Genomic DNA, 19,177 nt, shown 5'->3' on the forward strand with positions numbered 1-19,177 from the left:
ACCTCGGCCGGCTCGTATCTCAGGGCCTCGGCAGTCCCTTTGGATTCAAGCAATGCGGTGCATCTCCCTAACCGTTAGCAAGCCCCGAGGTTCCCCAAAAGACCGACCCGCTTTTGTGTGGCGAGGCGGGTTGCAGGATCGGCAAGCGGGCGCTAGCCACGCCGCCCAAACTTATTTCGAGGCAAATCCTTTCTCCGACGCGGCGCCACTCCAGATAACGACGGACGAGGGTATTCCGGAGGCATTTCCATGAACGACGAGGTCCGCACCGCTGCGCACCCGACCGGCCTTGATCAGATCGATCTGATGGACCGCTACTGGCGCGCCGCGAACTACATCTCGGTTGGCCAGATCTACCTGCTCGACAATCCGCTCTTGCGCGAGCCCTTGCGGCCCGAGCACATCAAGCCGCGGCTGCTCGGCCATTGGGGCACGACGCCCGGCCTCAATTTCATCTATGTGCATTTAAACCGGATTATCCGTGAACGTGGTCTCGATGTCCTGTTCATCTGCGGTCCGGGTCACGGCGGCCCGGCAATGGTCGCGAACACCTGGCTCGAGGGCACCTACAGCGAAATCTATCCCGAGGTCGGCGGGGACGAAGACGGCCTGCGCAAGCTGTTCCGGCAGTTCTCGTTTCCCGGCGGAGTGCCGAGCCACGCGGCTCCGGAGACGCCCGGCTCGATCCACGAAGGCGGAGAGCTCGGCTATGCGCTTGTCCATGCCTTCGGCGCCGCCTTCGACAATCCGAACCTTGTGGTTGCCTGCGTCGTCGGCGACGGCGAAGCCGAGACCGGCCCGCTCGCCGCGGCCTGGCATTCCAACAAGTTCCTGAACCCGGCATCCGACGGTGCCGTCCTGCCGATCCTGCATCTCAACGGCTACAAGATCGCCAGCCCGACCATCCTCGGCCGCATGGAAGACGAGGCGTTGCGCAGCCTGTTCCTCGGCTATGGCTACGAAACCTTTTTCGTGGAAGGCCATGAGCCTGCCCCGATGCATCGGGAGATGGCCAGCACGCTCGATACCGTGCTCGGCCGGATCCACTCCATCCAGGAGCCCGCACGAGCCGCGGGCTGGAAGGGAGAGCGGCCGCTGTGGCCGATGATCGTGCTGCGCAGCCCAAAGGGTTGGACCGGGCCGAAAGAGGTCGACGGCAAGAAGGTCGAGGATTTCTGGCGCTCGCACCAGGTCCCGGTGTCGAATGCACGCGGCGATGCGGCGCACCGGCAGATCCTCGAAGACTGGATGCGCAGCTACGAACCGGAGACGCTGTTCGACGAAGGCGGCCATCTCCTGGCGGAGCTCGCAGCGCTTGCGCCAACAGGACCAAGACGAATGGGCGCTATCCCCTACGCCAATGGTGGCCTGCTGAAACAGGACCTCGTGCTTCCCGACTGGAAAGGCCTGGCGCTCGACGTACCGCGTCCGGGCGGCACTGTCGGGGAGGCGACGCGGACCGTCGGGAGCTATCTTCGCGATGTGATCCGCTTGAACGCCGAGGCCAGGAATTTCCGGCTGATGGGACCCGACGAGACGTCCTCCAACCGCCTCGACGACGTGTTCGAGGTCACGGATCGGATCTGGATGGAGCGGATCGAGCCTTACGACGTCCATCTTTCCCGTGACGGCCGCGTCATGGAAGTGCTCAGCGAGCATCTTTGCCAAGGCTGGCTGGAGGGCTATCTGCTGACCGGCCGCCACGGCCTGTTCTCGTGCTACGAGGCGTTCGTCCACATCATCGATTCCATGGTCAACCAGCACGCCAAATGGCTGAAGACCTCCGGCGAACTTGCCTGGCGCAAGCCGATCGCCTCGCTCAACTACCTGCTGACCTCGCATGTCTGGCGACAGGATCACAACGGCTTCAGCCATCAGGACCCAGGCTTTGCCGATTTCGTCGCCAACAAGAAGGCCGACACGGTCAGGCTCTATTTCCCGCCCGACGCCAACACGCTGCTGTGGATCACCGACCATTGCCTGAAAACCTACAACCGCATCAACGTCATCGTCGCCGGCAAGCAGCCGGCGCCGCAATGGCTGTCCGCCGAAGACGCGGAAGCACACTGCAAGGCCGGCGCCGGCATCTGGGAATGGGCCGGGACGGTTGCCAAGGGCGAAGATCCGGATGTGGTCCTGGCCTGCGCCGGCGACGTGCCGACGCTGGAGACGCTGGCTGCAGCCGATATCCTGCGCTCGGGCATTCCGGACCTGAATATCCGCGTCGTCAATGTCGTCGACCTGATGATTTTGCAGTCGAATTCCGAGCATCCGCATGGCTTTGCCGATGACAGGTTCGACGCACTGTTCACCAGGGCCAAGCCGGTCATCTTCGCCTATCACGGCTATCCCTATCTCATTCACCGTCTGACTTACCGGCGCGCCAACCACGACAACATGCATGTGCACGGCTTTCGCGAGGAAGGCACGACCACGACGCCGTTCGATATGGTGGTGCTCAACCAGCTCGACCGCTATCATCTGGCGCTCGCCGCGATCGCGCGTGTGCCGGGGCTGGCCGAGCGGGCGAAGGATCTTGCCGCGGCGTTGCACGGGAAATTGGCTGAGCACACGGCCTATGTCCGCGAACATGGCGAGGACATGCCCGAGATCCAGAAATGGTCCTGGCCGCAGGACGGCGCGACGAGGGCCGGCGATTAATGCGACGATCGATCCTTGCGTTGAATGCCGGCTCGTCGAGCATCAAGTTCGGGCTTTACGATCTTGGAGTGTCCGCCGAGCCGGATCTTGCCTCGCGCGGTTCGCTGGATCTGGGCGATGCGCCAAGGCTGACCGCGAAAGCCGCCGATGGGGAGCTGCAGTGCGATCGGCCACTTGCCGCGGACGCATCGCCCGATTTAGCCATCGGCCAGATGCTGCAATGGATCGAGAACGAACTTGGCGGAAGGAAATTGATCGCCGCCGGCCATCGCATCGTCCATGGCGGACGCGAGTTCGTCGAACCTGTCCGCCTGACGCCGACAGTTGTCGAGGCTCTCGACAGGCTGACCCCGCTTGCGCCATTGCACCAACCACGCAGCCTCGCACCAATCCGGGCGCTTGCCGCGCTGCGGCCCGACCTGCCGCAGGTCGGATGTTTCGACACGGCCTTCCATCGGACCATCGAGCCTCTGGTCAGCCGTTTTGCGCTGCCGCGCCGCTATGAGGCAGACGGCATCCACCGCTACGGCTTTCACGGGCTTTCCTACGAATATGTTGCCGGCCGGCTCAAGCAGATATCGCCTGATCTGGCGGCGAAAAGAACCATCGTCGCCCATCTCGGCAACGGGGCGAGCCTGTGCGCCATGCGCGCCGGGCGAAGCATCGATACGACGATGGGGTTTTCGGCGCTTGACGGCCTGGTCATGGGCACACGCTGCGGCGCCATCGATCCGGGCGTGCTTTTGTACCTGCTGCTGGAAAGAGGCCTTTCGGGAGAGGCGCTGCAAGACATGCTCTATGAGGAATCCGGGCTGCTCGGCGTGTCCGGTATTTCCGGCGACATGCGCACGCTGGAAGCCAGTGACGACCGCCGGGCGCGCGAATCGGTGGAGCTTTTCGCCTTCCGCGCCGCCAGGGAAGTTGCCGCCCTCGCCAACACGCTGGGCGGGCTGGAATGCCTGGTGTTCACAGCCGGCATCGGCGAGCACTCGGCCACGGCCCGTAAAGCGATTTGCGACAGGCTTGACTGGCTCGGCGTGGCGATCGACGAGGCCGCCAACAGCTCTCATGCCGCGCTGATGAGCCAGGCGGAGAGCAAGGTCGAAGTCCGCGTCGTGGCGACCGACGAAGAAGGTGTCATCGCCCGCCACACGCGCAAGGTGATGGAGGGGCCCGGCTGAGGCGGATGGCCTCGAATGGCGGCGCTTGCTCGACCGGCTACGTCGCGAGGGCGGCCGATCTGTTGAACACGATGGTCACCCGCGTTCCTTTGCCGGGGGCAGAATCCACCTCGAACCGGGCTTTGGCATTTTCGGTCAGCGATTGAGCGATCAGTGCTCCGAGCTTGCCGGGTTTCGGCCAGGTCTCGCCTTCGCTCGGTTTTTTTCGGCTTCGGCGGACATTCCAAGCTTTCGATGTTTTGGGTGGGGACCATGATCAATATCAGGTCGCTCGCCAACTGCGAAGTCCGCTCATTGCCACCACGCGGCCAGGCATGGCGGAGAGCCGAGATCGTGGTTGAGAAGCGGCTGAAGGCTCAGCTCGAATGACTCTGCTCGACCAGATGGTATTTGTACCGGTCGCGAATATGCTCGTTGAAGAACCGGCCCTTTGACGAGGCTTTGCAGAATGTCGCGTGGACCTGCGGCGGCACGTCCTCGTAATCATGGCGGTTTCCGCTCGGGACGAACCATACGGAGAGGATCCTCGTCGCCGGTTGGTAATCGATGCTTCTGATCGCAGTTGAAGGCATCCTCGACAGGTCCAATGCTCGGCAGTGCTCCATTCCATATCGTCATGTGAATAACCCTGCACGGAGAGCGAGGTTCCTTGCTGCCGAAGCAGCCTTGCCGCTACGGGCCGGCTTCACCAAATACGGTTGATGCCATCGCCCAAGACATCGGCAGCAGCCCGCCAGGGCGAACTCTTTGCCGCCGCCGACGACCTGCCGGAAGGATTCCGCTACCGGCCCGAACTGATCACGCCGGACGAAGAAGCAGCGTTGGCGAGCCAGCTCGCAAGCCTGCCTTTTCAGGCCTTCGACTTTCACGGCCATCTGGCAAACCGGCGGGTGGTCGGTTTTGGGCTGCGTTATGATTACGACCGGCGCGAAGTCGTCGAGGCACCGCCGATACCCGGCTTTCTGCTGCCGCTCAGGGAAAAGGTTGCAGCCTTCGCCCGCCTGCCCGCCGAGACCTTCGTGCAGGTGCTGATCAACGAGTACCGGCCGGGCGCCGGTATCGGCTGGCACCGCGACAAGCCTCATTTCGAGGCCGTCGCCGGTGTTTCCCTGCTGGCCGCCTGCAGCTTTCGCCTGCGGCGGAAAAACGGCACGCGATGGGACCGCAAGACGGTCACCGTCGAGCCAAGATCGGCCTATCTGATGACGGGCGCCGCGCGCAGCGAATGGGAGCACAGCATTCCGCCGGTTGCGGAGCACCGCTATTCGATCACGTTGCGCACGCTGCGGCCGCAACGCGCTTAAAGCAGAGCGGTGAGGAAGCCCGAGCACTGCCCTAAGAACTGGGCTGAAACAAATTCATCCGTCGCCATGCCGACCGGCAAAGTCCGCCAGCATGGCGCGCTGGCCTTTCAGGATCTTGAGGTTGGCTTCAGGCAGGGAGAACCAGCCCGCTCTGTCGACTTCGGCAAATTCCTTCATCGAGCCGGACCTTGGCGGCCATTCCATGACGAAGGTGTTGCTGTTGATGGCGTCGCTGTCGAAATCCGCCTCGACGCACCATGCGATGACGAGCTTGCCGCCCGGCTGCCTGTAGCTGCCAAGGTGTTCGAAAACACCATCGATGGCGACGCCTAGCTCCTCTTCGGCCTCGCGTTTTGCTGCCCCCAGCTCGTCCTCGTTCTCGTCGACCAAGCCCTTCGGGATCGACCATGCGCTGTCGTCCTTCTTCGCCCAGAATGGTCCGCCCGGATGCACCAGCAAGACCTGGAGATGTCCTTCCCTTCGGCGAAAGATGAGCAATCCTGCGCTGCGTTGGGCCATTCCGCTATTCCCCTGACGAAAATGAAACGAACGTCCGGGCCGGCATATGGAACAGCCTGCCATGGCGGAACGATTTCCGCGCGCAGCCGTTCCGTCCGTTCGACAAATGAGTGATCGACATGGCGACGCCGCGAGCTGCCTGGAAGGGCTTTATGAAAGTCGGATCGGTTTCCTGTGGCGTCAAGATCATCGGTGCCGTCAGCGAGGCCGAGAAAGTGCATTTCAGGATCCTGAACCGCAAAGACGGTCTCCCGGTCAAGAGCGCCTATCTAGACGAGGAGACCGGCGACACGGTCGAGGCGGCCGAGCAGGTAAAAGGCTATGAGGTCGAAAAGGGTGAGTTCATCCATATAGAGCCGGACGAAATCAAGAAACTGAAGATGGTATCGCAGCATACGCTCGAAATCGGCGAGTTCGTGCCTGCCGCCGAAATCGACGCACGCTACCTCGAAAAACCCTACTATCTCGTTCCGGCCGACGCGCCCTCCACGGAGGCTTTCGCGGTGATCCGGGACGCCATGGCCAGGAAGAAAGTGGCAGCCCGCTCCTGCGTCGTGCTGTACCAGCGAGGCCGAGAGGTGCTGATCCAGCCACTGGGCAAGGGCATGCTGATGACGGAATTACGCAACCACAATGAAGTGGTCGCGGCGGACGCGGTGTTCGAAGGGCTGAAGGCTCGCAAGGTCGATCCCGAGATGCTGGAAATCGCGCAATTGCTGATCGACAAGAAGCCCGCCAAATTCGACCCGTCGAAGTTCGACGATACTTATGAAAAGGCGCTGGTTGCAATGATCGAGGCCAAGCGCAAGGGCAAGAAACCGCCCAAGCCGGCACCTGAGCCCAAGACGAACGTCATCAATCTCGCCGATGTTCTGCGCAAAAGCCTGGCGCAGGAAGGCGGCAAGGCTCCCAGCAAAAAGCCGAGAACGGCCCCGAAACGCAAATCAGCCTGAATGTCCGAAAGCGGATCGAACGGAACCGAAAACGCTCGCGCGCATTTAGATGACGTAGCAATCCGTCGGCAAGCCAAGCAGAGCGGGGGACTGGTGGACGTCGTTGAACTAAGGACTGGCGGGATCCCGCAAGTTTCCTCCGCCGATCTGATGCAGGCGTTGCCTGTGGCCGTCTACACCACCGACAAACAAGGCTACATCACCTTCTTCAACGAAGCCGCTGCCGATCTCTGGGGATATCGTCCGGTTATCGGCCAGGATCGCTGGTGCGGGTCATGGAAGCTTCGCCACCTCGACGGGCGACCGATGACGCATGACGAGTGTCCAATGGCCGTTGCCTTGCTCGAGGAGCGGGACGTTCGTGGGGGCCGAGCCATCGCCGAGCGGCCGGACGGCCAACTCATCCCGTTCAGTGCGCATCCGGTCCTGCTTCGCAATGAAGCCGGCGAGGTTGTCGGTGCCATCAACACCCTGCTCGACCTGCGCATGCAGACGCTGGCCGACGACGCCGGCATAAGGCTCGCCGCCATCGTCGAATCCTCGATGGACGCCATCGTGTCCAAAGACTTGAACGGCATTATCACCAGCTGGAACGACGCGGCACAACGCCTGTTCGGCTATACGCCCGCCGAGGCGATCGGGCGCCCGGTGACGATCCTCATCCCGCCCGACCACCTGGATGAGGAAGCCATGATCATCAGCCGCATTCGCGCCGGCGAACGGATTCCTTCATACGAGACTATCCGGCAGCGCAAGGACGGCACCCTGGTTCCGGTTTCGCTCACCATCTCGCCGATACGCGACGGCATCGGACGTATCATCGGCGCCTCCAAGATCGCGCGCGACATCAGCCCCCACAAGGAAAGCGAACGGCGCATCCGCACACTCATGCGCGAAGTCAACCATCGCGTTAAAAACCAGTATTCGGTGATCGTCTCGATGATCCGCGAGACCAGCAAGCTGGCGGGTACGCCAGAGGCCTTCCTTTCACGGGTCCGGGAACGCATCATGGCGCTTTCGGAATCGCACGACCTCCTGGTCGATGCGGAATGGCGTGGCGCGACCATCGGCGAATTGATCCATGCCCAGACCAAGGCCTTCGCGACACAGGCCCGGCTGTCGATGAGCGGGCCGATGATCATGCTGCAGCCGAACGCCGTGCAATATCTCGGCATTGCCTTTCACGAGCTGGCCACCAATTCGGTAAAGCACGGAGCGCTGTCGCACCATGACGGACGGGTCGAGGTCGAATGGACCGTGACCCCAGCCGCCGATGGCAGCGATGGCTTCCGCCTTGTCTGGCGGGAGCTGGACGGACCATTGGTGGATGAAAACACGCGACGCGGTTTCGGAACGGTTGTGCTCAAACGCGTCACGCCGCAGGCGCTCAGCGGCACCGGCCGCCTGGAATTCGCCAGGCACGGCATCAGCTGGAAGCTGGAAGCGCCGCTGCGCTTCGTTCAGATGTCGACGGCCGGCATCGCGGCTGATTGAAGGCCGCTGCCTCGGCCGCGGCTTGGCGGCCGTGTGTTAGCGCAATCCCTGTGGTAGCAATCAGGAGGAGCAGCGATGAGTTGGCTGGGCACCTGGCGGAATCAGTACGGGTCGGTGGTCGAACTGACCAGCGAAGAGGGCGGACGGATCAGCGGAACCTTCAGGACGGCGCTAGAGGACAGCGCCTTCTTCGGCATGACCGTGCCGCTGTTCGGAGCCTGCCATGGAGATGTCATCGGCTTCACCTGCGCGGCCGAAGGGCGGGTCGGAGCCGCGGCGGTGAGCTATACCGGCATCCTCAGGAACGGGAAGCTGGAGATGCTGTGGCACACCGTTGCGGATGCTGCTTTGTCGGCGGAACAGGAAGGTGCCCCGGCCCGTGCCAGGAAACTCCCCGCCTGGCGCGCGTTTGGAACCAGCCTCGACAGTTTTGAACGCGTCTCCTGACTATCGCGCCCGCCGCCGCGGCATTCAGCTCGCAAGTGAGGCAGCAGGGTTCCCGCGGTGCATCGGAACTCGCGCTGACGATGGCGCGTTAGCCAGGACATGCGCTGTTCGTTACGGGGTCGACCCAATGAGCGTGCTTTATCGCGCAGCGAAAATCGCCGAACAGGCTCATGCCGGGCAGACGGACAAGACAGGGCGGCCTTATATCGAACATTGCCGCCGGGTCGTCGATGCCGTCGAAACGCTCGACCAGAAAGCCATCGCCTATCTTCACGACGTCATCGAAAAAGGCGACGGCTGGAACCGCGACCGGCTTGAGGCGGCCGGGTTCGGGCCATCCATCGTATCGGCCGTCGATGCCATGACGCGGCGGCCGAACGAGGGCGATGCCGCGTTCGTTCGCAGGGCTGCGGCCAGCCCGCTGGCATTGCCGGTCAAGCGCGCCGATCTCGCCGACAATCTATGGCAGGCACGGCAGATCGGTGCCTCGACAGCGAAATACGAAGACGGCCTGCGCATTCTCAGGGAAGAGTTCGCGAGCTGACGGACAGCTGGCGGCTGTCGCCGATGTGGGTCTACTCGGTGACGTGCGGCGTGTGCCGCTTGTCTTCCGCGGGATCGGCGTCGATCCGCGCCCTGCCGGGATCGAACGCACCATGGCGGGCGATCGCCAATGCCGGGGTGTCGGGCGTCTCGTAGGCCCACATGAAGTCTTCTGCCGACGAACCGACCGCATGAACACGCCAATAGCTTGCCGTGCCCTTCAGCGGGCCGTGGCTCGTCGTGTTCGTCTTCTCCAAGAGGTCGAAATAGATGTCCTCGAAGGGTATGTAGAAAACAGGATCATGGCCGTCTTCATAGAGCACCTTTGCCCGCTCGCTCGACGCAATAATGGCATCGGAGAACCGGACGGTCACGGTTCCATCAAACGGGACAATCCTGAGCGGGCCTGGGCGGGGGGCGGAATCTGCGGCTAAGGACTGCATTCGACTTCTCCGTTGACTGCGCTGCCTTCCCGAAACGTGTTGTTGCCCGTCAGGGTTCCAGACCGCGGGCGCGCCGAGGCCGGGTGGTGGAACGGTTTTCCAAGGTCGTCGTTGTTTCAGACCTCCGCACGCGCCATAATCGCAATGGCCGCCACTCGCCGACTCAACAGCAAATGGACCACATGCTGGATCGATCGCCTACCCTCCCAAGGTCGCTTGGCGCTGCGCTGCGAAGGGAAGTGCCGCGGTTTGCGGCACCCGGCAATGAAATTTCATGCACTACGGTCGCATCCTACAATGTGCATAAATGCGTCGGCACCGACGGCAGGTTCGATCCGGAGCGGGTCGCAGCCGTGGTCAAGGAACTCGATGCCGATATCATTGCTTTGCAGGAGGCCGACGAAAGAACCGGAAGCAGGCAGGGATTGCTGGATCTCGCGGCGCTCGAGCGGGACAGCGACCTCGTCCCCACCCATGTCCCGGAAAACCGCCGCAGCCATGGCTGGCACGGAAATCTGATCCTGGCACGCCGTGGCGTGGTCGAAAGCGTGAACCAGATCCGGCTGCCCGGCCTGGAGCCGCGCGGCGCGGTCATCGCGGACCTGGAGCTGAAGGGCGTCTCGCTTAGGATCATAGCCGCGCATTTCGGCTTGCTGCGGCGCTCGCGCTCGCAGCAAGCCAACGCACTTGTCGAAGCCACGCACCCGGTTCTGCGGCCAACAATCCTGCTTGGCGACCTCAACGAATGGCGCGTCCGCAACAGGTCTTCGCTGCTGGCCCTGCTGCCGCATTTCGGTCCGATCGATGCGGTTCTGCCGAGTTTTCCGTCGCGCTTTCCGCTGTTTGCGCTCGACCGCATCCTGGCCAGGCCGCCGCACCTGATTTCCAGCATCGAGGTGCACAAGACGCCGCTGGCGCAGCGGGCTTCCGATCATCTGCCGATCAAGGCCCGGCTGAACCTGGACGCGATACGGCAGCCGCGACTGCAACCAGAATGAACCTGAAGGGTTGTTAGTCAGATTTCAGACGGTTTGCTTCGCTGATGTTTGTCGGTGCACTTTATGGATACAGCCATTTCGCGGTTTGCCCGGGACAAGATCGCTGCCGGCAATAGCGGGCTGGTGCTGATCGCCGACAATTATGACGCGTTTGCCGCACGAATCCTTGCCGCGCGCAGTGCCACCAGCAGCCTCGACCTGATGTACTATCTCTGGCACGACGACCATAGCGGCCGGCTGCTGATGCAGGAGGTCGTCAAGGCGGCGGAGCGCGGTGTCCGCGTCCGCATGCTGCTGGACGATATAAATCCGCGCAACAGCGACGCCGCTTACCTGGCGCTCAACAGCTACAAGAACATCGAGCTGAGGCTGTTCAACCCCAGCGGCATGAGGAACGGCAGCATCTTTCGCTCGCTGGAGATGGTCGCCCGGCTGTTTGCGATGACCCGCCGCATGCACAACAAGGCCTGGATCGCCGACGGGAGCCTGGCCATCGTCGGAGGAAGAAATATCGGCGATGCCTATTTCGACGCCGCGGAGACAAATTTCCGTGATCTCGACCTGTTGCTTCTCGGTCCTGCCGTTGGGCAGACGATGCAGATCTTCGAGGCGTTCTGGAATTGCGAGGCGGCAAAGCCGATCCAGCTGCTCAACCCGGCTGCGGTGGGCTCGCGCGCCGATTTCCTCGATAATCTCGATGCGTCGATGGACGGCCAGCTTTTGAACAGCCTCAGTGCCTGGCGCACGATCACGGAGTTCATTGCGGCGCATAACGAGGTCTGCTGGACGAAAGGCGTTCGCGTCATTTCCGATCCGCCGGAAAAGGTGCGCGGCAAGCGGCGCAGGAACTGGCTGACCAAGGAGCTGCTTCCCGCTATCGCGGCGACCAGACAGCGGCTCGAAATCGTCTCGCCCTATTTCATCCCCGGCCGCACCGGGTTGGCCATCCTGTCGAAGCTGGTGGATCGTGGCGCCGAGGTTGCAATCCTGACCAACTCGCTCGCCGCGACGGACGTCGCCGCCGTGCACGGCGCCTATGCCAAATACCGCCGCAAGCTGCTTAAAAAAGGTATCCAGCTTTTCGAATTGCAACCCTTCAACCGCCAGGCCAACATCTCCGTTTTCGGCTCAAAGGGAGCCAGCCTCCATACCAAGGCCTTTACGGTCGACGACACGCTGGGGTTTGTCGGTTCCTTCAATTTCGATCCGCGTTCGGTGTCGTTGAATGCGGAAATGGGCGTGCTTTTCCACGATGCCAATCTGGTGATGGAGTTGCGCCGGCTGTTCGAGCACGAAAAGTCACCGCAGACGAGCTACCAGCTGGTCCTGGACAAAGGCGCCTTGCGCTGGCTCGGCATGGCGGATGGCGAGATGCGGCAATATTCGCGTGAACCGGAGGCCAGTCTCTATCGGCGCATCGTTGCAGCGTTGGTTGGCTGCCTGCCGATCGAATCGCAATTATAGAAGCGACGGATTTGTCGGAACGCAACTCTTTGGCGGAACGGAAATGCGGGACACGAGTTGTAACCGTTGTCCGGAGCATGCCGATGAAGACCACGATATACAGTTTTCTTGCCGAGCTCTTGCCGTTCTGGGTGGCGCATAAACGCAAAATGCGCGTCGACCGCGCCGCTGAGCGGCCGACACGACCGGCTGCTGCCGATGACGATGGTCGGCCGACAAGCGATCCGAATCGAGCAACACCGGCGCGGCGGCGCAACACGTCTTAGGGCGGGATGCTTTCAAATTAGATCTCGCTCCAACTGTCTGGCTAGCCGCATTTCCGCGACGCCGATAATCCGATTTGGCTGCAGAAGCTCTAGCCCCTAGGGCGATCACGCTATCGTCAAGTATCGCTATTCGAAATCCGGCGTTGCCAAGCATCCATTTTGCAGCACGTACGTTAATGTGCACTACAGGGTTGCCGCTATAGGTGCGCGCCATGAGTGACAGTGCGATAGAATTCTTGCAGGACTGGATCCACGAAAACGTTCATGTGCCGCCGCCTCCGATCAAGCTTGAAAGGGAGGCGGAAATCCTCGCCAGGGAATGCAAGGAAGAGGCGGCCGATGCCGGTGTACCCATCGAAGACATCGAGGAAGAGGTTGGCGACCTCAAGGATCTGCTCGTCGCCAAGCTCGAAGACGCAGCCGAGGACGAGGCCCGGCAACTCAATGGCCACGGCCAAAAGATTTCTACGCTGGCGGCCGGGCAAAAGCGGGCCGTATGAGGCCGGTCCGAGCGCAGGCAAGGCATCACGAGGTGCGCCGCTTCGGCCTATTGTCCGATCAGCGTCAGCCCGAACAGGATCATCAGCCAAAACCCGGCAGCAGCGACCGCAAGACGTGGCAGGACGCCGTCGCTGGCCAGATGCATGAACAGGATGGCGATGACGGCGGTCTTGGCCGCGGCGATCACCAGATTGAGTGCCGAATTGAAGCCGCCGAGCGCGAGGAAGGACGAGCCGACGGTCAGGGCCAGCAAGGCTAAAAGCCCGATATAAGCAAGCGTGAGTTTGCGGAACTCGCTCATCTGTTGATCAGATAGAGGACGGGGAACAGGAAGACCCAGACGACATCGACGAAATGCCAATAGAGGCCGATTGCCTGCACGCGCCGGAACCGGCTGGCCTCGATCGTGCGTGGCCACAGCGCAAGGATGCCGCCGATGACGATTACGCCGCAAATCAGATGCAAGGCGTGCAGTGACGTCATCGCGAAATAGAGGCCGAAGAAGAATTCGGCATGAACAGGATCCGGGCCCTTATAGATGAAAGGTGCGCCGAGCACCGGCGCCAGCCCTTCGCCGAATTCCCTGGCGTACTCCGTCGCCTTGATCGCCAGGAAGACGACGCCGAGCAGCGCCGTCGCAGCCAATGCCCAGCCAGCGGCGCGCCATCGCCGCGCGGCCGTGTACATATGGGCGAGCGCCATAGCGAAACTGCTGGTGATCAGGACGACGGTGTTGGCGGTGCCCAATGGCAGCGACAGATGCTTCGCCGCGCCGGCGAAGGCGTCGCCGTAACTCAACCTGGCAAACATGAAGACGAGCAGGATGGCGCCGAACAGCATCACCTCGGAGCCGATGAACACCCACATGGCAAAGCTGTCGGCTGCCGTTTCGCGAGCCGGCCGGTCGAAGGCGATGCTTGTCGTCGGTGACTTCAAACCAGATCCTCCACCGGGTCCGACCGTTTCTCGGTCAGGCCTTTCATCGGATAGTCGTAGGCTGGTCTGGTGACGGTCGGCATGCGATCGAAATTATGCGCTGGCGGCGGCGAGCTTGTTTGCCATTCCAACCCGGTCGCTCGCCACGGATTGGCCGGCGCCTGCGCGCCTCGAAACAGCGACCATGCCAAGTAGAGGAGCGGCATCAGATAGCCGATCGCCAGCACCACGGCGCCTGCCGACGACAGAATGTGCCAGAAAGCGAATTCCGGCGGATAGGTATGGTAGCGCCGCGGCATGCCCAGAAAGCCGAGCACATATTGCGGAAAAAAGGTCAGGTTGAAGCCGATGAAGGTCACAGCCGCGGCTATACGGCCCCAAACCTCCGAATACATTCGGCCGGTGAGTTTCGGCCACCAGAAATGCAGCCCTGCCATGTAGGCGGTCACCATGCCGCCTACCATGATGTAGTGGAAATGGGCGACGACGAAATAGGTGTCGTGAACGTGGACGTCGATGGCGAGCGCGGCAAGGAAAAGGCCGGCCAGCCCGCCGAAGGTGAACAATGCCAGGAAGAACAGCGCATAAAGCATCGGCGTCTCGAAGCTGATTTCGCCCTTGCGCAGCGTCAGGCTCCAGTTGAAGACCTTTATCGCCGATGGGATCGCGACGCAGAAGGACAGGAACGAAAACACCACGCCGGCATAGGCCGACTGCCCGCTGACGAACATGTGGTGGCCCCAGACGAGAAAGCCGAAGACGGCGATCGCCATCGAAGCCAGGGCGACGGCCTTGTAGCCGAACAGCGGCCGGCGGCTAAAGCAAGGCAGCACTTCCGAGACCACTCCCATGCCTGGCAGGATCATGATGTAGACGGCGGGGTGCGAGTAGAACCAGAACAGATGCTGGAACAGCAGCGGATCGCCGCCGAGGTCGGGATTGAAGATGCCGATGCCGAAGACGCGCTCCAGCACGATGAGGATCAGCGATGCTGCAAGCACCGGCGTCGCCAGCACCATCACCAGGCTGGTGGCGTACAGGGTCCAGACGAAGATCGGCAGCCGGAACCAGGTGAGGCCAGGCGCTCGCAAGGTGTGGACGGTGACGATGAAATTGATGCCGGTCATGATCGTCGAAAAGCCGACGATGAAAACGCCGAATGCCGCGGTCGAGACAAACCCGTTGGCATAGAGCGTCGACAGCGGCGTGTAGAAGGTCCAGCCGGTGTCGACGCCGCCCAAAACCACCGAGGCGAGCGCGAACAGGCTGCCGAACATGAAGACGTACCAGCTTGCCAGGTTGAGCCGGGGAAAGGCGAGGTCGCGCGCGCCGATCATCAGCGGCAGCAGGAAATTGCCGAGCGTTGCCGGGATCGACGGCACCAGGAAGAACCACACCATGATGATGCCGTGCAGCGAAAACAGCCGGTTGTAGACATCGTCGGAGACCAGGTCGCCGGCCGGCGTCGCAAGCTCGATGCGCATCAGCACGGCAAAGGTTCCGCCGAGGAAGAAGAAGGCCGTCAGCGAGACGAAATAGAGCCACGCCACCCGTTTGTGGTCTGTTGTCAGCAGCCAGGAGCGCGGCCCGGCACCTTCTGCGAGATAGCTTGCCGACGCCAAATCGCTGCTCATTGCGGCGCCTCGTTTTTTGCCGCCGGGAACGAGGGAGATTGGAGCGATAGGGATTTGAGATAGGCCATCAGCATCTGCAGTTCGGCTTCGTCAACGAGACCGTCGAAGCTCGGCATCACCGGCTGGTAGCCGGCGGCGATTTCCTTGTTCGGGACAAGGATCGAATCGCGCAGATAGCGTTCGTCGGCGATGACCGTCTGCCGGTTGGCCAACGCCACCGGCTGGCCGAAAACCCCATCGAGGCCGGGCGCCCGCACCTTGCTGAAATTGCCGTGACAGCCGGAGCAGCCGAGCGCGCGGAACAGTTTCCCGCCGCTCGTGGCAAGGCTTTCGCCTTCACCTTGACTGCCGAGCCATGATGCATATTGCTCCGGCGCCAGCACCGTCACCCAGCCGCCCATCTCGGAATGCTGCGTGCCGCAATATTCGGCGCAGAACAGGTGATAACGCCCCGGCTGCGTGGCGATGAACCAGACATTGGCCGTGCGTCCGGGAACGGCATCCTGCTTGACCCGAAAGGCTGGCACGTAGAAGGAGTGGATGACGTCCTGTGATGCCAGCGACACCACCACCGCCTTGCCGACCGGCACGTGCAGCTCGTTGATCTCGCGCTGGCCGCCGGGATGGCGGAATTCCCACATCCATTGCTTGCCGAGGCCGGCGATCTCGACGGCGTCCGGTGGCGGACGGTCGCGCCGGACAAAAAGGACTGCGCCCCAGCCGAAGAAGATGAAGGCGATCACCAGGCTGGCAATGGTCCACGTCATCTCCAGCGGCAGGCTGCGGGCACGCGCCCCGGTACGGTCGGCTGCGGAGCCGATACGATATTTGACGGCGTAGCCGACAACGAGAACGGTCAGGAACAGGCCGAGCGCGCCTGCGAAAGCCAGCAATGTGTAGAACAAGGCATCGACGCTGCCTGCGATGGACGAGGCTTCCTGCGGGAAAAACCGGATGCCGAAGCTCACGCCCGCCTCCCGCGCGCCAGCAGTATGGCCGTCGCCAACCCCACCACCATCACGATGCTGGCGAGCTTCAACGCAGCCCAGATCGCCGGCGTATATCGCCCCTTGGACGCATCGAAGCCGGCGCAGAGCAGGAAGACATGATCGGCGATCGAGCCGAGCCTGCCGGAAGATGCCTCGACGAGGGCAAGCTCAAGATCGCGCGGCGTGAAGCTCAGCGCCGGCAGCACCTGCGCTATCCGGCCTTTTGGCGTCAGCGCGATGACCGCGATCGGATGGGCGAATTGGTCGATCCGGGCGCGGGTGTCGAAACTGATGCCGGCTTCCGCGGCAAGGGCGCCGCCGGCGCCGTCGGCACTGGTCAGGAACCGCCACGCCGACAGGTTCCTCGCGTCGGCCGCCGCGGCGACCGTGGCTTGCGCATCGCCCGCATCTTCGGGCGTGTCGGCGGCATCGATCGAGACGAACAAAGCGCGATAGGTGTCGGGGTCGAGCGAGGTCTTTTTCAAATCCGAGGCGACCGCCTGTTGGGTCACACCACAAAGGTTCGGGCATTTGTCGTAGCCGAAAATCAGCAGCGCCGGCCGGCCGGCAAGCATTTGGCCGATCGTGCGCTGCTCGCCGGACGCATCGCGAAACACCCGGTTGAGGCTGAGCTGCGCGCCGATCTCGGGATCGAAGGCCGGGCGTGCGAAGGCCATGGCCGGCAGTGCCGCGAGAAGGGAAAAAGCGGTTAGCCAGGCCTTCACGGCCGGCCTCCCTGGGCTGGCGCGGTCCGGCAGCGAGCGGCCTGTGGCGCGCGTGGTATCTCGGCCTCGACCAATCCGCAGTCGGCGCCGGCGGCCGGCGCCGGCTGCCCCCAGTTCGGCAAACCATGGCTGACGATCGCCCACATGGCGTCCTCGATCGGAATGCGGGCAATGCCGGCGGTGCGGTCGACCCAGCCGACCTTGTTCAGCTCCTGCTCCTCCGCCTTGCGGAAGGCAGCGAGGTCGTCTTCTGGAAAGCGCTGCAAGGCTGGACTGGCCCGGTTGCCGACCGATGATGGCCCCGGCAGCGGCCCGAACGGCCTGGTGTCGAAGACGAGCCCGAGGACGATGACTGTTGCGGCCAGGAGCAGCAGCAGGCCGGCCGCGAAGGCAAGCAGCGCGCCCGGCCAGACGTCGCGCGTTTCGGGATGGCGGGCTGCCCTAGCCATGGACCGGCCTCCGGCACCAGAGGGCGATCCGGTCCGGCCGGCCAAGCACGAAAAGCAGCAGCGCAAGCCAGAGGCCGCCAGCTCCTGCCAGCGCGGCAAGATCGTACCAGAATGCGATCACATTGCCGTCCGCCAACGGCGGTCTGATCCGCCAAAGGACATCGACGTAGTGGCCAGCCAGCACGATGCCGCAGATCGACAGCAGGCCGGCATGGCTGCGCTTTAGATCCCGGCTGAGCAGCCCGGCAAAGGGGACCGCGAATTGCAGCGCAATCAGCAGCCAGAGCAGATACTGCCAGCCATTGCTGCTGCGGATGAGGTACCAACGGATCTCGTTTGGCAGGTCGCCGCCCCAGGTCACCAGCCATTGCATGAACGACAGGTAGGTCCACAGCAGCACGAAGCCGAACAGCATGTTGGCCAAATCCTCGCTGAGCGCGACATCCTCCTCGCCGCCCGCCATGACCTCGATCGAGCGGTTAACACACAGTACCGTCATCGCAGGGCGTAAGCGCCGACGACTTCGGCCGACGCTTCCAGCAACGCATAGATGGTCGAGGAGAACTCCGGCTCCAGCGAGAGCATCCAGTCGATGGCAAAAATCGTCACAGCCAGCCCATGCGCAATCAATCCAGCGGCATAGGCCTTGCCGCGGCCGGCGCTGCCACGACCGCTATCGGTCGTTGTCCAGTCGAGCACGCGCCACGCCAGCACCAGCCAGATCGCGGCGCAGGCGGCAAAGCGCAGCAAAAAGAACGGAACGTTCAGATAAGAGAATTTCTGGCGCACCGTCTCGGGCAATGCAGCCGCGTCGGCACTCGCCCAGGGAACGACCAGGTCGAGCCTGAGCAGAACCGGCAGCAGCAGAAGCAGCGCCAGCGGCAGCGTCGCGACGAGAGCGCGCAGCGGCTGGCGGATTGCCTCGCCCCAGCGGCCGCCGGTCAGCCCATGCACCATCAGGATGGTCAGCGCGCCGAGCGGCAGGCCGAGCAGGAAGAGCGCCGCAGGCAGCCAGCCGGCCAACATGGCTCTGAAGTCGAAGGCCAATCCCGTGGCGCAAAGCACAAGTCCGACGGCGGCCACGGCAAGCGCCGGCAAAATCAAACGTTCGGTGGCAAGCCGCATCATCGCCCGCATCATCGATCCGGCTCCGCATTGAGCTCGGCACGCAGGCTTTCCGGCAGCTCGGCAATTGGTGCATCGCGCGAATATTGCAGGGCGCGGATATAGGCGACGATCGCCCAGCGGTCGGCAGGCGGGACACGCGCCGCGTAGGAATACATGGCGCCATAGCCGTTGCTGATGACGTCGTAGAAATGCCTGTCGCTCGCCTTGCGCAACGCGTGCTGGTGATAGGTCGGCGGCGCCGGAAAGCCCCGCTCGACGATCATGCCGTGGCCGTCGCCGGCGCGGCCGTGGCAAGGCGAACAGAAGATGTCGAAGCGTTGCTGGCCTCGCCGCAGCAGCATCATCGTGACCGGATAGGGAAAAGTGTCGGGTACCGGCGAAAGATCGGCATCGCGTGCGACCGTGTCCTCGACCGGCGCCCGCGCCGACATGCCGTCGGCGAACTGGTTGCTGCTTTCGAGCGGATCGTAGCGCGGCTGGTCCTCCATGTCCTGCCGGCAGCCGGCGACCAGCAAGGCTGCCGACAGCAGGATCGTGCGCAT

The 19,177-nt window shown here is 62.9% G+C and carries 23 protein-coding genes and 1 pseudogene; 11 read left to right on the plus strand and 13 right to left on the minus strand.

The window, feature by feature from the left end:
- Positions 1-249: 249 nt before the first annotated feature.
- Together NKI25_RS13450 and NKI25_RS13455 are read left to right on the plus strand one after the other, a co-directional pair.
- On the plus strand, positions 250-2,661 hold the full coding sequence (locus NKI25_RS13450; protein WP_352998580.1) for a phosphoketolase family protein: 2,412 nt from the start codon (positions 250-252) through the stop codon (positions 2,659-2,661).
- Positions 2,661-3,842 (plus strand): acetate/propionate family kinase, encoded by a 1,182-nt coding sequence (locus tag NKI25_RS13455; protein ID WP_352998581.1) that lies wholly within the window; start codon positions 2,661-2,663, stop codon positions 3,840-3,842. The genes NKI25_RS13450 and NKI25_RS13455 overlap by 1 nt, the downstream gene beginning before the upstream one ends.
- 37 nt (positions 3,843-3,879) lie before the next feature.
- Here NKI25_RS13455 and NKI25_RS13460 read toward each other — a convergent pair.
- Together NKI25_RS13460 and NKI25_RS13465 are read right to left on the minus strand one after the other, a co-directional pair.
- Positions 3,880-4,035: pseudogene (locus tag NKI25_RS13460) on the minus strand (histidine kinase); the annotation flags it as partial.
- Between the two features lie 163 nt (positions 4,036-4,198).
- The gene (locus NKI25_RS13465) at positions 4,199-4,447 is read right to left on the minus strand and encodes a KTSC domain-containing protein (protein ID WP_352998582.1); all 249 of its coding nucleotides are present in this window, start codon (positions 4,445-4,447) and stop codon (positions 4,199-4,201) included.
- 96 nt (positions 4,448-4,543) lie between these two features.
- On the opposite strand from NKI25_RS13465, the gene NKI25_RS13470 reads away from it, so the two are divergent.
- Positions 4,544-5,146: an alpha-ketoglutarate-dependent dioxygenase AlkB gene (locus tag NKI25_RS13470; protein ID WP_352998583.1), complete on the plus strand. Its 603-nt coding sequence runs from the start codon at positions 4,544-4,546 to the stop codon at positions 5,144-5,146.
- Positions 5,147-5,200: 54 nt separating this feature from the next.
- On the opposite strand, the gene NKI25_RS13475 is transcribed toward NKI25_RS13470, so the two are convergent.
- Entirely contained in the window at positions 5,201-5,665 is a 465-nt protein-coding gene (locus NKI25_RS13475) for an NUDIX hydrolase (protein WP_352998584.1), read from the minus strand.
- A gap of 119 nt (positions 5,666-5,784) precedes the next feature.
- On the opposite strand from NKI25_RS13475, the gene ku reads away from it, so the two are divergent.
- The 4 genes from ku to NKI25_RS13495 all read left to right on the plus strand — a co-directional run bounded on the left by ku (position 5,785) and on the right by NKI25_RS13495 (position 9,103).
- On the plus strand, positions 5,785-6,618 hold the full coding sequence (gene ku / locus NKI25_RS13480; RefSeq protein ID WP_023677071.1) for a non-homologous end joining protein Ku: 834 nt from the start codon (positions 5,785-5,787) through the stop codon (positions 6,616-6,618).
- 93 nt (positions 6,619-6,711) lie between these two features.
- Positions 6,712-8,112 (plus strand): PAS domain-containing HWE histidine kinase family protein, encoded by a 1,401-nt coding sequence (locus NKI25_RS13485; protein ID WP_352998585.1) that lies wholly within the window; start codon positions 6,712-6,714, stop codon positions 8,110-8,112.
- A 75-nt stretch (positions 8,113-8,187) separates the two neighbouring features.
- Positions 8,188-8,559 carry an avidin/streptavidin family protein gene (locus NKI25_RS13490; RefSeq protein WP_352998586.1) on the plus strand — a complete coding sequence of 124 codons (372 nt, stop codon included), beginning with the start codon at positions 8,188-8,190 and terminating at the stop codon, positions 8,557-8,559.
- 127 nt (positions 8,560-8,686) lie between these two features.
- Positions 8,687-9,103 (plus strand): HD domain-containing protein, encoded by a 417-nt coding sequence (locus NKI25_RS13495; RefSeq protein WP_352577668.1) that lies wholly within the window; start codon positions 8,687-8,689, stop codon positions 9,101-9,103.
- A gap of 31 nt (positions 9,104-9,134) precedes the next feature.
- On the opposite strand, the gene NKI25_RS13500 is transcribed toward NKI25_RS13495, so the two are convergent.
- A complete protein-coding gene (locus NKI25_RS13500) occupies positions 9,135-9,545 on the minus strand; it encodes a DUF427 domain-containing protein (RefSeq protein WP_352473066.1) in 411 nt (136 codons plus the stop codon).
- A gap of 182 nt (positions 9,546-9,727) precedes the next feature.
- Between NKI25_RS13500 and NKI25_RS13505 the strand changes: the two genes are divergently transcribed.
- The 4 genes from NKI25_RS13505 (at position 9,728) to NKI25_RS13520 (ending at position 12,773) form a co-directional block, all read left to right on the plus strand.
- Complete coding sequence (locus NKI25_RS13505; RefSeq protein WP_502897026.1) at positions 9,728-10,543, plus strand: endonuclease/exonuclease/phosphatase family protein; 816 nt, start codon at positions 9,728-9,730, stop codon at positions 10,541-10,543.
- Positions 10,544-10,606: 63 nt separating this feature from the next.
- Positions 10,607-12,007 carry a phospholipase D family protein gene (locus NKI25_RS13510; protein WP_352998587.1) on the plus strand — a complete coding sequence of 467 codons (1,401 nt, stop codon included), beginning with the start codon at positions 10,607-10,609 and terminating at the stop codon, positions 12,005-12,007.
- 83 nt (positions 12,008-12,090) lie between these two features.
- Positions 12,091-12,273 carry a hypothetical protein gene (locus NKI25_RS13515; RefSeq protein WP_352684404.1) on the plus strand — a complete coding sequence of 61 codons (183 nt, stop codon included), beginning with the start codon at positions 12,091-12,093 and terminating at the stop codon, positions 12,271-12,273.
- 212 nt (positions 12,274-12,485) lie between these two features.
- Complete coding sequence (locus tag NKI25_RS13520; RefSeq protein ID WP_352449563.1) at positions 12,486-12,773, plus strand: hypothetical protein; 288 nt, start codon at positions 12,486-12,488, stop codon at positions 12,771-12,773.
- A 47-nt stretch (positions 12,774-12,820) separates the two neighbouring features.
- Here the strand turns inward: NKI25_RS13520 and NKI25_RS13525 are convergent, their stop codons facing one another.
- From NKI25_RS13525 to NKI25_RS13565, 9 genes are read right to left on the minus strand one after another with little or no spacing between them, the layout of a single operon-like run.
- Positions 12,821-13,075 carry a cytochrome C oxidase subunit IV family protein gene (locus tag NKI25_RS13525; protein ID WP_023677081.1) on the minus strand — a complete coding sequence of 85 codons (255 nt, stop codon included), beginning with the start codon at positions 13,073-13,075 and terminating at the stop codon, positions 12,821-12,823.
- Positions 13,072-13,710: a cytochrome c oxidase subunit 3 gene (locus NKI25_RS13530; protein ID WP_352588812.1), complete on the minus strand. Its 639-nt coding sequence runs from the start codon at positions 13,708-13,710 to the stop codon at positions 13,072-13,074. The genes NKI25_RS13525 and NKI25_RS13530 overlap by 4 nt, the downstream gene beginning before the upstream one ends.
- A complete protein-coding gene (gene ctaD / locus NKI25_RS13535; RefSeq protein WP_023677083.1) occupies positions 13,707-15,344 on the minus strand; it encodes a cytochrome c oxidase subunit I in 1,638 nt (545 codons plus the stop codon). The genes NKI25_RS13530 and ctaD overlap by 4 nt, the downstream gene beginning before the upstream one ends.
- Complete coding sequence (gene coxB / locus NKI25_RS13540) at positions 15,341-16,312, minus strand: cytochrome c oxidase subunit II (protein WP_352588818.1); 972 nt, start codon at positions 16,310-16,312, stop codon at positions 15,341-15,343. Before coxB ends, ctaD begins: the two co-directional genes overlap by 4 nt.
- A complete protein-coding gene (locus NKI25_RS13545) occupies positions 16,309-17,058 on the minus strand; it encodes an SCO family protein (protein ID WP_352577676.1) in 750 nt (249 codons plus the stop codon). Before NKI25_RS13545 ends, coxB begins: the two co-directional genes overlap by 4 nt.
- Positions 17,055-17,507 (minus strand): hypothetical protein, encoded by a 453-nt coding sequence (locus tag NKI25_RS13550; protein ID WP_352588821.1) that lies wholly within the window; start codon positions 17,505-17,507, stop codon positions 17,055-17,057. The genes NKI25_RS13545 and NKI25_RS13550 overlap by 4 nt, the downstream gene beginning before the upstream one ends.
- Positions 17,500-18,006: a hypothetical protein gene (locus tag NKI25_RS13555; RefSeq protein ID WP_352588824.1), complete on the minus strand. Its 507-nt coding sequence runs from the start codon at positions 18,004-18,006 to the stop codon at positions 17,500-17,502. Before NKI25_RS13555 ends, NKI25_RS13550 begins: the two co-directional genes overlap by 8 nt.
- Positions 18,003-18,647 (minus strand): hypothetical protein, encoded by a 645-nt coding sequence (locus NKI25_RS13560; protein ID WP_352975387.1) that lies wholly within the window; start codon positions 18,645-18,647, stop codon positions 18,003-18,005. The genes NKI25_RS13555 and NKI25_RS13560 overlap by 4 nt, the downstream gene beginning before the upstream one ends.
- The gene (locus NKI25_RS13565; RefSeq protein WP_023677088.1) at positions 18,644-19,177 is read right to left on the minus strand and encodes a c-type cytochrome; all 534 of its coding nucleotides are present in this window, start codon (positions 19,175-19,177) and stop codon (positions 18,644-18,646) included. The genes NKI25_RS13560 and NKI25_RS13565 overlap by 4 nt, the downstream gene beginning before the upstream one ends.

The organism is Mesorhizobium sp. M0808 (assembly GCF_040320025.1).
GTDB lineage: Bacteria > Pseudomonadota > Alphaproteobacteria > Rhizobiales > Rhizobiaceae > Mesorhizobium.